The sequence below is a fragment of the Flavobacterium azizsancarii genome (assembly GCF_027980145.1).
GTDB classification, from domain to species: domain Bacteria; phylum Bacteroidota; class Bacteroidia; order Flavobacteriales; family Flavobacteriaceae; genus Flavobacterium; species Flavobacterium azizsancarii.
In genome coordinates, this window is the sequence record NZ_JAMZNK010000020.1 from 14,098 (window position 1) to 27,278 (window position 13,181).

A 13,181-nucleotide genomic window follows, 5' to 3' on the forward strand; every position below is an offset into this window, starting at 1 on the left:
AAAAAAACTATATCATGTTAAAAAGTAAAATAGACAAGGCAACAGGTTTCGAAAAGAGATTTGAAAACATCAATACGGTGGTTTTCGAAAATTCTGGTGAAGCATCAAAAGCAGTAGCGCAGGAAATTGCGGCTTTAATTCAATCCAAGCAAAAAGAAAACAAACCTTGTATATTAGGTCTTGCAACAGGATCTTCTCCAAAAGGATTATATGCTGAGTTAGTGCGTTTGCATAAAGAGGAAGGTTTGAGTTTTAAAAACGTAATCAGTTTTAATTTGGATGAATATTATCCGATGGAACCAAACTCAATCAACAGTTACGTTCGCTTTATGAAAGAATTACTGTTTGATCATGTTGATATTTTACCTGAAAATGCTCATGTTCCTAACGGACTTTTGACTAAAGAACAAATTGCAGATTATTGTACAGATTATGAAGCAAAAATTGAAGCTTTGGGAGGAATCGATCTTCAGGTTTTGGGAATTGGGGGTAACGGACATATTGGTTTTAATGAATCCGGTTCATTACAAAACTCTAAAACTCGTTTAGTAGCTTTAGATCATATTACGAGAGTAGCGGCAAGCAAGGATTTCTTCGGATTAAGTAATACGCCGAGAACTGCAATCACGCTTGGAGTAAAAAAAATCATGGAAGCTAAAAGAGTAATCTTATTAGCTTGGGGAGAAGGAAAAGCAAATGTTGTAAAAAGATCTGTAGAAGATGAAGTTACGAATAGAGTACCTGCTTCATTTTTGCAAGAACACAATAATGCTGTTTTTGTTTTAGATAAGGAAGCTTCTTCAAAATTAACGAGAATCAACAAGCCTTGGTTGGTAGAAAAAGTAATCTGGACAGATAAATTAACGCGTAAAGCAGTTTTAGGATTGGCGCTTCAGCTTAAAAAACCAATTTTAATGTTGACTGATGCTGATTATATCGAACACGGAATGAGTGATTTATTAGCTGATTCTGGTCCGGCATACGACATAAATATTAAGATATTTAATAAATTACAGAATACAATCACAGGCTGGCCAGGTGGAAAACCAAATGCAGACGACTCAAACCGTCCGGAAAGAGCAGAACCAGCCAGAAAACGTGTATTGATTTTTAGCCCGCATCCTGATGATGATATCATTAGTATGGGAGGAACTTTTATGCGTTTGCAAGAGCAGGGACATGACGTGCATGTGGCTTACCAAACGTCTGGAAATATTGCAGTTGCAGATGATGAAGCGTTGCGTTTTGCAAGATTTGTAATTGATTACAACGAAAAATTTGGAATCAAAAGTCCGGAAGCAGATGATATTTACAAAAAAGCACAAACTTTTTTAGAGAATAAAAAGAACAGTGAAATTGATATTCCGGAAGTTCGTTACATAAAAGGATTAATCAGAAAAGGAGAGGCGAGAGCAACAAGTCATTTTGTTGGATTAACCGATGATCAGATTCATTTTATGGAATTGCCATTTTATGAAACCGGAACAATTGAGAAAAAACCAATCGGCAAAGAAGACATTCAATTGACGATGGATTTAATCGAGAACATTAAACCACATCAAATATATGCAGCAGGAGATTTAGCAGATCCACACGGAACACACAAGGTTTGTCTGGATGCTATTTTTGAAGCAGTAAAAGCTTTAAAACCAAAATCTTTCATGGATGATTGTTGGTTATGGTTGTATCGTGGAGCTTGGCAGGAATGGGGAATTGACGAAGTCGAAATGGCGGTACCAATGAGCCCGGATCAGGTTTTAGCAAAACGTCACGGAATCTTCAAGCACCAATCGCAAAAAGATGGGGTTGTTTTTCAGGGAACTGACGCAAGGGAATTTTGGCAAAGAGCCGAAGACAGAAACGCAGAAACAGCTGCTTTGTACCAGGAGTTAGGTCTGGCAACGTACGCAGCGATGGAAGCTTTCGTGAGATGGCACTATTAAAAAGTTGCTAAGGTTCTGAGAAACTAAGTTCCTGAGTTTTTTATCCTTTAAAATATTCGCCATAAATTCACGAATTAATTTAAAACTAATTTAAAACTAATTTGTGAATTCGTGGCGATTTCTTTTTAATCTATGATTTTTTGAATAGGGTATTACGAGTTTTTAAGTCTCAGTTTTCAGCTGTTAAACTGTTAACCGCGACTGAAAACTGAAATCTGCGACCGCAAACTATTTTAAAATCTGTGGCTAAAAAAATAAAAAATAGCAATAGCTTTGCATCAACAAGAAGCAAGAAAGAGAATAAGTCCATATTCTATTTTCTTGCTTCTTTCTTCTTTAAAAAAATATGGAACCAGACAAAAAACTTCTCATAAAATTAGCCCATACCAAAATGCCTTTCGGAAAATACGAAGGACGATTTTTAATTGAATTACCGGAATATTATGTGGTTTGGTACCATAATAAAGGTTTTCCTAATGGCGAATTGGGGCAACAACTGGCACTTGTCTATGAATTGAAACTTAATGGACTCGAAGAATTAATCAGGAATATTAAGAAACAATATCCCAAACCAATTAAATAGTAAGAAAAATCTTTTGCTGTATCGTTTTTTTTATTTAAGTTTGATCTATAAAAATATTACAATTTTTAAAACTAATTGATACCACAAATTCAAGCCTGAATGTGTAAATGTGTACAAGTCAATATTTTAAAATTATAATATTTAATACATAAAAATATTATAATTTTTTAAAACAAATTGATACCACAGAATTCAAGCCTGAATTTTTAGATGTGTACAAGTCAATATTTTTTAAAATTATAATATTTTTTTTATGTTAAAAATTACTTCAAGAGCCAGTATTTCATAAGGCTTTATACTCGCGCCTTTCTTACGTCATTTATGTTTGGATATTCCAAATCCCCATTAAATTTATTTGTTAGTAACTTTGAAATGTTCTCTATTGTTCTCCTAAGTGTTTTTCTATTTTTGTAATAATTAAGATGAAAAAAACTAAATGGGAAACAATATTAAAACCTCGAGTTCAGGTGAAAATTTTAGCATTGCAGCTTTAGTTTTAGGAATAATTTCTAATATAGTAGCTTTCATTCCTTGTATAAATGTGGTGGCGCTGGTTACTTCACTCCTCACTATAATTTTTGCTGTAGTTGGTTTGTACAGAGCAAAAAATGCAAATTCTTCAGCTTTGTTGGCTAAAATAAGTTTGGTTTTGGGAATCGTTGCATTGGTGTTCTCAATAATTCTCGTATTAGTTTATGGCTTTATTATTGGTGCTTTATCATTTTGGGATTAGTAATAAGGATGTGATTGGTGAACAAGGTGTGAAAAATAATTATGAATACTAAAAATAACAAGAAATTCCCTTTTAATTTATTTGTTGATAACTTTGATGCATTCTATAGTGTTCACGTAAGTGTTTTTCTATTTTTGTAATAATTAACATAAAAACACTATATGGAAGATTATAAACAACGATCAAATGCAGGTTTAGGAATGGGTATTACAGCTTTAGTATTAGGAATATTAGCTGTTATAGCTTCTTTTATACCTTGCTTTGGTTTCTTTGCAGTTCTTTTTGGAGTACTAGCAATTATTTTTGGAGCAATTGGTTTGTCCCAGGCAAAAAAAGAAAATGCGCCTACTGCATTGCCGTTATCAGGTTTGATATTAGGAATTGTTGCAAGTGCATTTGTTATTTTAAGAACATTATTTTTTGTAGGTGCTGTTGGATCAGCTATAATGTCTTCGAAAGATGAAATAAACCAAGCAATAGATTCTGCAACTGCTGAATCAATAAAAGTACAGGATTCTCTAAATGCGATCGAAATAACAACTGATACTGTAAAGGTGGAAGTAACAAAATAATAAATCCCTTTTGTGGAAATAAAATCTTCTTACGAAATTGATTCTTATAAAAAGATAAACATGATTTTTATTGTAATAATCATGTTTATCTTTTTTTATTGCTTTATAGTTCCTTTTTTAGGTTTTGGGTTTCCTTCTTCTTGCGAAGGAATGCCTTTAAGTTATTGTAAAAGCCGCGGTTTGACCAGAGCTTTTTCTCAAATACTAAGATTTAACTTTAGCGAAGCAATTGCTTATAATCCCTATAGTATAAAGATTTTTTTGTTTTTTCTAATTCAATTGGCTACACGGTTTGTTATCAATAAGATAATTCGGTTATCGAATTTAAAAAGAATATTGACTTGTGATATTTTTTTTAGTGTAGTATTCTTTATTTTTTCATTTTACAATCTTGTAGTAATGTGAAAAAGGGAAAAGAACCGAGTATTATTCAAAAAAATATCTAATTAAAAGTTAAAATTATCGATTACGGAAACATGTAATCGTTCTATTTAAAAATTTGCAAATTATCTCATTCTCTAATTGATAAATTATCTAATTAAATTTGTACTTTTGCCAAGTTTTTTACACAACTACAATACAAACAACAACAGAATGAATCAAACGAAATATATTTTTGTTACAGGCGGTGTGACTTCTTCATTAGGAAAAGGGATTATCGCGGCATCTTTAGCAAAATTGTTACAAGGAAGAGGGTATCGTACAACAATTCAAAAATTTGATCCATATATCAATGTGGATCCGGGTACGTTGAATCCATACGAGCATGGAGAATGTTATGTAACAGATGATGGTGCAGAAACAGATTTAGATTTAGGTCATTACGAGCGTTTTCTAAACGTTCCTACTTCTCAGGCGAATAACGTTACTACAGGAAGAGTTTATCTTTCGGTTATCGAAAAAGAAAGAAGAGGGGAGTTTTTAGGAAAAACAGTTCAGGTTGTTCCTCATATTACAAACGAAATCAAAGACAGAATGCAATTGTTGGGTAAATCCGGCGATTATGATATTGTAATTACTGAAATTGGTGGAACTGTTGGTGATATCGAATCACTACCTTATATAGAGTCTGTTCGTCAGTTGGTTTGGGAATTGGGAGAAAATAACGGAATTGTTATTCATTTAACCTTAGTTCCTTATTTAGCTGCTGCAGGAGAGTTAAAAACAAAACCTACACAACACTCTGTAAAAACATTGATGGAAAGCGGTATTAAAGCTGATATTCTGGTTTGTAGAACAGAGCACGAACTTTCAGATGAGTTGCGTAATAAATTAGCATTGTTTTGTAATGTAAAAAGAGAAGCAGTTATTCAGTCTATTGATGCTTCGACAATATATGAAGTTCCTAATTTAATGCTTGAAGAAGGATTAGATGTTGTGGCTTTAAAGAAATTAGATTTACCTAAAAAAGCAGCTCCGGACTTAAAAAACTGGAATACTTTTTTACGCAGATTAAAAAATCCAAAACATACCGTAAATATCGGTTTGATAGGAAAATATGTAGAAATGCAGGATTGTTACAAATCTATTTTAGAGGCGTTTATTCATGCAGGAGCTTCAAATGAAACTAAAGTAAATGTAATTTCTATACACTCAGAACACATTAATAGTGATAATATAGAAGAGAAATTAGGAACTCTTGACGGAGTTTTGGTTGCTCCTGGTTTTGGAGAAAGAGGTATTGAAGGAAAAATCGAAGCAGTTCGTTTTGCACGTGAAAATAATATTCCGTTTTTCGGAATCTGTTTAGGAATGCAAATGTCAGTTATTGAGTATTCAAGAAATATTTTAGGTTATGCTGATGCCAATTCTACAGAGATGAATGAGAAAACTCCTCATCCGGTTGTAAATTTAATGGAAGAGCAAAAAACAGTTACAGATAAAGGTGGTACAATGCGTCTTGGAGCTTGGAAATGTGATATTAAACCAAACACTTTAGCACATAAAATTTACGGACAAAAGACGATTTCAGAGCGTCACCGTCACCGTTATGAGTACAATAATAAATATGCCGATGAATTGCAGAAAGCAGGATTAATTGCTTCAGGTGTAAATCCGGATACAGGTTTGGTTGAAATTGTAGAACTTGAAAATCACCCGTTTTTTATTGGAGTACAATACCATCCTGAATATAAAAGTACCGTTGCAAACCCACATCCAATTTTTGTAAACTTTGTGGCTGCAGCAGTAAATAAGCATGTGAATACGCATAAAAAATAATAATTAATATTCTAAGGATGTAACTTTTGAGTCTAACTCATTACTAATAGCCTTAATGAATAACCTTTTTTAAATTTATAATGGAAGAAAAAAAATTTGATCTTAATTCAATCATTGGTTTTGTATTGATATTTGGAATTTTGATTTGGATTATGTACCAAAATCAACCTTCTGACAAAGAGATTGCTGCTGAAAAAGCCAAGAAAGAATTAGTTGCTAAGCAAGAAGCGCAAGCTCAGGCTGATAAAACTAAAACAGCTGTTTTGCCAGTTACTGCTGCAACTCCTGGAGATACGGTTCAATTAGCGCAATTACAAAAAACATTAGGTGGTTTTGCTTATTCAGCTACACTTCCTTCTGCTAAAGAAGGTTTTACAACTATCGAAAACGAAAAGATGATACTAAAAATCGCCAATAAAGGTGGTTATATAGTTGAAGCTACGTTGAAAGAATTTAAAAGATTTGAAAAAAATTCCGGACAATTAGTAGAATTAATCAAAGACAATAATTCTAATTTAAACATTCAGTTACAAACTACGGATAACAGAACTTTAAATTCTAAAGATCTTTATTTTGAACCAACGCTAACAAAAAACGGTGCAGATCAAATATTGACGATGCGTTTGAAAGCTGGAGCTAACGAATTTTTAGAATATAAATATGTATTAAAACCAAACGAATACTTAGTTGGTTTTGATATTCGTTCTCAAGGTTTGAATAAAGTTTTAAATTCTGCTAAACCATTAGATTTACAATGGGATTTAAAATCATATAGAAACGAGAAAGGTGTTTCTATTGAGAAGCGTTATGCGCAACTGGAGTATGAGTACGGAGATCAAAAATACAATTATGTAGGTGGTGGTGTAGGAAAAGAAGAAACACCTGAAAAAGTAAGTTATATTGCCTTTAAGCAACACTTTTTTAGTGCGATTTTAGCAACTGATAAACCATTTGATAAATCAAAATTACAATCTGATGATTTAGTAAAAGATGAAACGATAGATACTACTTTTGTTAAGCAATTTAAAGCAACTGTTCCATTGGCTTTTACAAATGGAGAAGTTGATTATAAAATGAGCTGGTATTTTGGACCGTCAGATTATAAAATTTTAAAATCATACGATAAGAATTTCGAGAAAATTATTCCATTAGGTTGGGGGATTTTTGGATGGATCAATAAATGGATTTTTATTCCGTTGTTCGGATTCTTAAGTTCGACAATGGGATTATCATTAGGAATTGCGATTATCATCTTTACGATTATCATCAAAATTGCGATGTCGCCAATTACATACAAGTCATTCCTGTCTCAGGCAAAAATGAAAGTTTTGCGTCCGGAGATTACAGAGTTGGGAGAAAAATTCAAAAAAGACCCAATGAAGAAACAACAGGAAACGATGAAACTGTACAACAAAGCAGGAGTAAACCCAATGGCAGGATGTATTCCGGCATTGATTCAGCTTCCTTTTATGTATGCGTCATTCCAGTTCTTCCCGTCAGCTTTTGAGTTAAGACAAAAAAGTTTCCTTTGGGCAGACGATTTATCGTCATTTGATGCAGTAGTAAAATTACCATTCCACATTCCGTTATACGGAGATCATATCAGTTTGTTTCCAATTTTGGCAGCAGTTGCAATTTTCTTCTATATGAAAATGACTTCAGGAGATCAACAAATGGCAGCGCCTCAGCAAGAAGGTATGCCGGATATGGCAAAAATGATGAAAATCATGATTTATGTTTCGCCATTAATGATGTTAATTTTCTTCAATAGTTATGGTGCTGGTTTGAGTTTGTATAACTTTATCTCTAACTTAATTACAATCGGAATTATGTTTGTAATTAAAAATTACATTGTAGATACAGATAAAATTCATGCTCAGATTCAGGAGAATAAATTAAAAGAGCCTAAAAAACAAAGTAAGTTTCAACAACGTCTTCAGGAAGTGATGGAACAACAAGAGGCTACAAAGAAACAGAATAAAAAATAATTAGAATATTAAAAAAATCCCGATTACTCGGGATTTTTTTATATCCGGGAACTTCTTAAATTTGAAGTTTATTAAACTAAATTCTAAAAATTTAAAAAGGATAAAACATACTTTATAAGTTTCGTTTTCGTTAAAGTTTAAAATTGAATTACAATGATTTATAAAAAAATAATAGTAGGGTTACTTTTCTTAAACGCGGTTTTAGTATCGGCGCAGGATTTTAATAAATCAGACGCCAACGGAAAAAAAGATGGAGTTTGGAAAGGAACTTATGAAGTTTCTAAACGTCCTCGTTACGAAGGGACTTTTAATCACGGAAAAGAGACTGGTATATTTAATTTTTTTGATGATACCAAAAAAGGAGATGTTATTGCTACTCGGGATTTTACTGCAAATGACGGAAGCTCGTATACTATTTTTTATGATCAGAGTAAAAATAAAGTAAGCGAAGGAAAAGAAATAGGTAAAGCACGCGAAGGCGAATGGAAATATTATCATAAAGCTTCGAAAGTGCTTATGACGCTAGAAAACTACAAAAATGGTACCTTACAAGGTGTAAAGACGGTTTATTATCCGAACGCTAAAATTGCCGAGGAAATGAATTATGTAAACGGTCTGAAAGATGGTATTTATAAAAAGTACGGACAAAATGGAACTCTTTTGGAGCAAACTACTTATAAAAATAATGAATACAATGGAGATGCCGTTTTTTATGACGCTGATGGAGTTGTAGCTTCCAAAGGAAAATTTGTAAACGGAAAGAAAGCAAATATGTGGCAGTTTTACTTAAAAGGAAAACTAACCAAAGAAGTAAATATGAGTGATCCAAAAAGTAGTTATCAGGCAGACTCAAAACCTAAAACGCAATAATTGAAGATATTCTTTTTTAAGTTTTTTAGCCACGAATTCACGAATTTTTGTTTTAAAATAAATTCGTGAATTCGTGGCTTATTTTTTCTAATTGTTTACATTTGATTTGCTAATAATTTGATTCAATGGATTTAAACGAGCTTTCCGGTAGATTTTTTTTATTGTTTTTTTCGATTCTGATTTTATATTTTTTCTCTAACAGAAAAGATAATGAAACCATTAATCCGTTGATGGTAATTGTTGGTCTTTGTACTTTTTCGCTTTGTTATTTGTTTACAAAAATCGAAATTGGAGTAGGGATTGGATTTGGGTTGTTTGCTATTTTCTCGATATTAAGATTCAGGACACAATCATTTACCGTAAACGCAATTATTTTTCTCTTTGCAACAATTACGCTTTCGATTTTGGATATTATGTATCCGTATGAAAAGATTGAGGTTTTATTATTTTTTCAATTGATTATTATTGGTTCCTATATATTGGCCTCTGTTATAGTAAATAAAAAAGCATCTAAATACTTGAATGCGGTCGATGCTAAAATAGCTATTGAAGCCAATTTTTCTTTGGATAATAAAAGTATCAGGGAATCCATTCAGCATAAAATGAATATTGATGATTTCGATTTTAAAATTATCAATATTAATACCGTTTCAAACGAAATCGACGTTTTAATATTCTATTGATTATTCGTTAAACGGCCTGACTTGTTTGATATATAGATCTCTGTTTTCTCCAACAATTTTAAATTCAATATCGACTGGATGGTAGCTGTTTTTTCGCCAATAGCGGTACATTTTTTGTTCAATTTTTTGACTGACAAGAAAAAGCCTGCTCATTTCTTTTCTGCTTAATAAAGGTTCGTTGTTGTTTAAATTGGAGTTCGAAGTATAATCAACATCAAAATCAGCATCATCAGTTCCCATGTTAAAATGATAGGCGATAAATTGTTCGCAAATTTCTCCTTTTTCAGGTTTCACAACAGAGTTTTCTCCTTTTTGAATATTCACTGTAATACCCGGAAAGTTTTTTCTGAAAATATTTTTAGTGATGATAACGCCATTTGCGAGTTCATCCGGAAAAGAACGATGAACTAAAACTCCCATAGCGATACTTTGCTGATCAATACCAAAAAGTTCCCGTTCACCATAAGAAGCTTCGTTCCAAACGCTCGCCCACACTTGTTTAATCGCTTTTTCGAAAGTTTTTATACTATCTCCTCTAATTCCTGTTTTAGAGTCATACAAACCTGCGCCATTAAAATCATCTAAATCTTCGGCATTGGTAGAAGATCGAAATCTGAAGTTTTTAAAAGAAGCATTTTTAAAGGTTTCATTTAATTTTGCTATTAATTGAGGATCAATAGGTTCTTTTTTAATCGCATCCCGTATTTTTTTTAATTGATGATTTATCCATACTGTTGAGTCTTTATGCTGATAATTTAAAAGTTCTGTGATTAACGGCGAGATTGATGCTTTTTGAATGTGTTGTGTATAATAGTAAAACGGAATAGCATGTGCATTTTCGGGAGTTTTAAACGAAATATCTTTTGAGATGGCAATCAGGTAAGACATATTTTGCGCTTTAGAACCAATATAGCTAATTCCGTTTTTAGGTATTTTACTTAAATCAACCAGATCAGTAATGCTATTATTTATGATTAATTTTTTCTTTTTGGAAATGACCTTAGCAACTATTTTTTTTGTGCTTTCCCTGATATAAAAAGTGTCCGTTTGAATTTTTAGCTCTACTTTTTTCGAAAGTAATTTTTTGATATTATCATCCTTAAAAGCATTTGTATAAGCCATGATAGGAATCTTTCTGTTTTTGCCCAAAAGAACCAAATGGCTTAATGGAGTCTGAAGTTCATTGACTATAATTCCTCTTACGTTAGGCAAAATATCAGGCGTTCCGTCTAAAACTATAATTTCGTCAGGATTTGGTTTTGTAATAGCAAGATCCTTTACTTTATATTGCTTCAAAATACCAATAGTACTTCCGGAAACAACTTCCTGATAGGTAAGTTCATTGAAAATGTAATTTGATTTGACGCACGGAATTTTAAATAGATTTTGTTGAAACCATTCCATTTGCTCCGGATTATTCAAATAGAATTTCAAATTAGAACCAATAAAAGACGATTGTACGATTAAATTATAAAAGCGTTCAATTAAAGCAACAGGCATATGGTCAGATGCAGCCAACTCGAAAATCCATTTATCAGTTCCTTTAATGTGGTTCAGGTTTCCTAGTAGATAATTTCTGTTTTTTTCAGTATCACTATAATTATCATTATTAAAAACTTCGACATCCTGATTGTAGCCTAGATATCCTGTGGCAAAATCATAATGCAGCGGAATCAAAGTACTATCGAAGTAATACATTTTTTGTTTTCTGAGATCGTAAACAATTTTTACTGATTCGATATTCGAAAATTTATCTGATAAAGGTTTTCCTCTAAAAGCTTTATAGGCGCTGTAATTAGACAAAGTCGCACTGTATCTTTGTGCACTCAAAGAAGTTAAGATAAAAAAGAAAATAAAACTACAGATGTATTTTTGCATGGTATTTTTATTGAGGATTAAAAGTAATTAAAAAAAGCAATAAGTTTTATCTACCACGGCATTATATAAACTAATCAAAACTAATACAATTATCAAAAATAGGGCTTATCTTTGCACCCTTGTAAAAATATAAACGATTTAGAATGAAACGTGTAGTTGTTGGACTTTCCGGTGGAGTAGATTCGAGTGTTGCTGCTTATTTATTGCAACAACAAGGATACGAAGTTATAGGCCTTTTTATGAAAAATTGGCACGATGACTCCGTTACTATTTCTAATGAATGTCCTTGGTTAGAGGATAGTAATGATGCTTTATTGGTAGCTGAAAAACTCGGAATACCGTTTCAAACTGTTGATTTAAGCGAGGAATACAAAGAAAAAATCGTTGATTATATGTTCAACGAATACGAAAAAGGGAGAACTCCAAATCCTGATGTGCTTTGTAATCGCGAAATCAAATTTGATGTTTTCATGAAAATTGCTTTAAGTCTTGGTGCTGATTATGTGGCAACAGGTCATTATTGTCAAAAAAATGAAATTGAAGTTGATGGAAAGCCAGTGTATCAATTGATTGCGGGTGAAGATAACAACAAAGACCAATCGTATTTTTTATGTCAATTGTCACAAGAGCAATTGGCAAAATCTTTATTTCCAATTGGAGCTTTAACTAAACCGGAAGTACGCGAAATCGCTGCTGAAATGGATTTGGTAACCGCTGAAAAGAAAGATTCTCAAGGATTATGTTTTATCGGAAAAGTACGTTTACCGGAGTTTTTGCAACAAAAATTGCAGCCTAAAGAAGGTATAATTGTTCAGATTGATAAAAATGATCCAATTTATGCTGTCGAAAAACCAGTTGGAGCTTCGTTAGTAGAAGAATTGAAATTAGAAGCTAAAAAGCGTGATTACCTTCCAACGATGGGTAAAGTAGTTGGTAAACATCAAGGGGCGCATTATTTTACTACAGGACAACGAAAAGGATTGAATGTAGGCGGAACAACAGATCCGTTATTTATTATTGCTACAGACGTTGAAACCAATACCATTTATACCGGTTTAACAAGTCTGCATCCTGGTTTGTTTAAAAAAGCTTTATTTATCGAAAAATCCGAAGTACACTGGATTCGTACTGATATGACTTTAAAAGTGGGTGAAACTATGGTAGTAATGGCGAGAATTCGTTACCGCCAGCCTTTGCAAAAAGCAACTTTACACCAGTTTGAAGACGGAATGTACATTCAGTTTGATGAACCGCAATCGGCAATTACCGAAGGTCAGTTTGCAGCCTGGTATTTAGATAATGAATTAGTTGGTTCTGGAGTAATTTCTTAGCTTTATACTTTTTACAAAGGTTTTGCCTTTTGAAAAAGTAAACTATGAAGTCTTATTTTTCGTTTCTTTTATTGGTATTTTCTTCTGTGATGTTTTCGCAAAAATATGTATGGGTTTATTTTAAAGACAAACCGAATGCACAAACTTATTTTGATGTTTCGTTAAAGATGCTTTTCGTATGTGTGTTAGAGCGCACAACCAATCAAAACATACCTTTAGATTTGAAATCAATATCATTTGTAGATAAAGTAGTTTTTGCAGATAAAACGCTAAATAAAACTTCTAATAAGGTTATGGATAGTCATGTTTAAAAAGTAAATTCTATTTTTATACTTTTGATGCTGATCGCGTGCACAAAACAGGAAAGATAATCAACAATA

The 13,181-nt window shown here is 32.4% G+C and carries 12 protein-coding genes; 11 read left to right on the forward strand and 1 reads right to left on the reverse strand.

Annotated elements, in window-relative coordinates; translation table 11 throughout:
* Positions 1 to 14 precede the first annotated feature (14 nt).
* From nagB to NJT12_RS13160, 9 genes are all read left to right on the forward strand, one after another.
* Entirely contained in the window at positions 15 to 1,943 is a 1,929-nt protein-coding gene (gene nagB, locus NJT12_RS13125) for a glucosamine-6-phosphate deaminase (protein WP_271336372.1), read from the forward strand.
* Between the two features lie 346 nt (positions 1,944 to 2,289).
* Positions 2,290 to 2,526: a DUF3820 family protein gene (locus tag NJT12_RS13130; RefSeq protein WP_271336373.1), complete on the forward strand. Its 237-nt coding sequence runs from the start codon at positions 2,290 to 2,292 to the stop codon at positions 2,524 to 2,526.
* Between the two features lie 436 nt (positions 2,527 to 2,962).
* Positions 2,963 to 3,259 (forward strand): hypothetical protein, encoded by a 297-nt coding sequence (locus tag NJT12_RS13135; RefSeq protein WP_271336374.1) that lies wholly within the window; start codon positions 2,963 to 2,965, stop codon positions 3,257 to 3,259.
* A 161-nt stretch (positions 3,260 to 3,420) separates the two neighbouring features.
* A complete protein-coding gene (locus tag NJT12_RS13140; RefSeq protein ID WP_271336375.1) occupies positions 3,421 to 3,831 on the forward strand; it encodes a DUF4190 domain-containing protein in 411 nt (136 codons plus the stop codon).
* Between the two features lie 150 nt (positions 3,832 to 3,981).
* On the forward strand, positions 3,982 to 4,236 hold the full coding sequence (locus NJT12_RS25160; RefSeq protein ID WP_414655393.1) for a DUF2752 domain-containing protein: 255 nt from the start codon (positions 3,982 to 3,984) through the stop codon (positions 4,234 to 4,236).
* A gap of 189 nt (positions 4,237 to 4,425) precedes the next feature.
* Positions 4,426 to 6,051 (forward strand): CTP synthase, encoded by a 1,626-nt coding sequence (locus tag NJT12_RS13145; RefSeq protein WP_271336376.1) that lies wholly within the window; start codon positions 4,426 to 4,428, stop codon positions 6,049 to 6,051.
* 80 nt (positions 6,052 to 6,131) lie between these two features.
* Entirely contained in the window at positions 6,132 to 8,039 is a 1,908-nt protein-coding gene (yidC, locus tag NJT12_RS13150) for a membrane protein insertase YidC (RefSeq protein WP_271336377.1), read from the forward strand.
* Between the two features lie 153 nt (positions 8,040 to 8,192).
* A complete protein-coding gene (locus NJT12_RS13155; RefSeq protein ID WP_271336378.1) occupies positions 8,193 to 8,909 on the forward strand; it encodes a toxin-antitoxin system YwqK family antitoxin in 717 nt (238 codons plus the stop codon).
* A gap of 125 nt (positions 8,910 to 9,034) precedes the next feature.
* The gene (locus NJT12_RS13160) at positions 9,035 to 9,592 is read left to right on the forward strand and encodes a DUF4956 domain-containing protein (protein WP_271336379.1); all 558 of its coding nucleotides are present in this window, start codon (positions 9,035 to 9,037) and stop codon (positions 9,590 to 9,592) included.
* Here NJT12_RS13160 and NJT12_RS13165 read toward each other — a convergent pair whose 3' ends face one another.
* Positions 9,593 to 11,470, reverse strand: coding sequence for a PEP/pyruvate-binding domain-containing protein (locus NJT12_RS13165; RefSeq protein WP_271336380.1), 1,878 nt, complete (start codon positions 11,468 to 11,470; stop codon positions 9,593 to 9,595).
* 143 nt (positions 11,471 to 11,613) lie between these two features.
* On the opposite strand from NJT12_RS13165, the gene mnmA reads away from it, so the two are divergent.
* Positions 11,614 to 12,801, forward strand: coding sequence for a tRNA 2-thiouridine(34) synthase MnmA (gene mnmA, locus NJT12_RS13170; protein ID WP_271336381.1), 1,188 nt, complete (start codon positions 11,614 to 11,616; stop codon positions 12,799 to 12,801).
* Positions 12,802 to 12,845: 44 nt separating this feature from the next.
* Complete coding sequence (locus NJT12_RS13175; RefSeq protein WP_271336382.1) at positions 12,846 to 13,112, forward strand: hypothetical protein; 267 nt, start codon at positions 12,846 to 12,848, stop codon at positions 13,110 to 13,112.
* The last annotated feature ends 69 nt before the right edge of the window (positions 13,113 to 13,181 follow it).